We start from the raw sequence: 1290 nt of genomic DNA on the forward strand, positions 1-1290 counted from the left end.
CCCCTGATATGCCGTCCCCCGCCCAGCGCGCAGCGCCCCGCATGCCGATAGCCGTACACATGCTCGGCCTCGCCGTCTTCGCCCTCGGCACGAGCGAGTTCATGCTCTCGGGGCTCCTGCCACCCATCGCGGAGGACATGAACGTCTCCATCCCCCGCGCGGGCCTCCTCATCTCCGCCTTCGCCATCGGCATGGTCATCGGCGCCCCCCTCCTCGCCGCGGCGACCCTGCGCCTGCCCCGCCGCACGACCCTGATCACCCTGATCACGGTCTTCGGCCTCGGCCAGGTCGCCGGCGCCCTGGCACCTTCGTACGAAGTGCTCTTCGCGTCCCGCGTGATCAGCGCCCTGGCCTGCGCCGGGTTCTGGGCGGTCGGCGCGGCCGTCGCCATCGCGATGGTCGACTTCGGTCAGCGCGCCCGCGCCATGGCGGTGATGCTCGGCGGCCTCTCCGTCGCGAACGTCCTCGGCGTCCCGGCCGGCGCCTTCCTGGGCGAGCACTTCGGCTGGCGCTCGGCGTTCTGGGCGGTCGCCGCGGCCAGCGCGCTCGCCCTGGCGGGCGTCCTCACCCTGATCCCCCGCATCCCGCTTCCCGCCGAGAAGCCCCAGCTCAAGCGGGAACTCTCCATCTACACCGACCGCCAGGTCCAGCTCTCCATCGCGGTCACCGCGCTTGCCGCGGGCGGTGTCTTCTGCGCGTTCTCCTACCTCTCCCCGCTCCTGACGGACGTGGCGGGCCTCGCCGACGGCTGGGTCCCGACGGTCCTCGCGCTCTTCGGCGTCGGCGCCCTCGTCGGCACGGCGATCGGCGGCCGGTTCGCGGACGCGCACCTCTTCGGGGTGCTGCTCAGCGGTATCGCCGCGTCCACCGTCTTCCTCGTCTCGCTGGCCCTGTTCGCCGCCACCCCGGCCGCGGCGATCGCGCTGTCGTTCCTCATTGGGGTCTCCGCGTTCTACACGGGCCCGGCCCTCAACGCCCGGATGTTCAACGTCGCGGGCGCCGCCCCCACCCTGGCGGGCGCGACCACGACGGCCGCGTTCAACCTCGGCAACACCGGCGGCCCCTGGCTCGGCGGCACGGTCATCGACCTCGACTTCGGCTACGCGGCCGCGGCCTGGGCGGGCGCGGCGATGACGGCGACGGCACTGGCGACGGTGGCGCTCTCCCTGCGCCTGCGATCCGTAGGGGCGCGGGGAACTGCGCGACCAGCCCAAGCGGAGCCGCACGCGGAAACCGACCAGACCCGCGGGCCCGTCGTGGCTGAGCGCGCAGTTCCCCGCGCCCCTACGG

At 73.7% G+C, this 1290-nt stretch carries 1 protein-coding gene; it reads left to right on the forward strand.

All coding sequences use genetic code 11. The features are described 5' to 3' along the window. Nucleotides 1-41: 41 nt before the first annotated feature. A partial coding sequence (locus tag GKQ77_RS32820) for a Cmx/CmrA family chloramphenicol efflux MFS transporter (RefSeq protein ID WP_219692793.1) occupies nt 42-1290 on the forward strand: 1249 nt, incomplete at its 3' end.

This window comes from Streptomyces anatolicus (assembly GCF_019400875.1).
Classification (GTDB): domain Bacteria; phylum Actinomycetota; class Actinomycetes; order Streptomycetales; family Streptomycetaceae; genus Streptomyces; species Streptomyces anatolicus.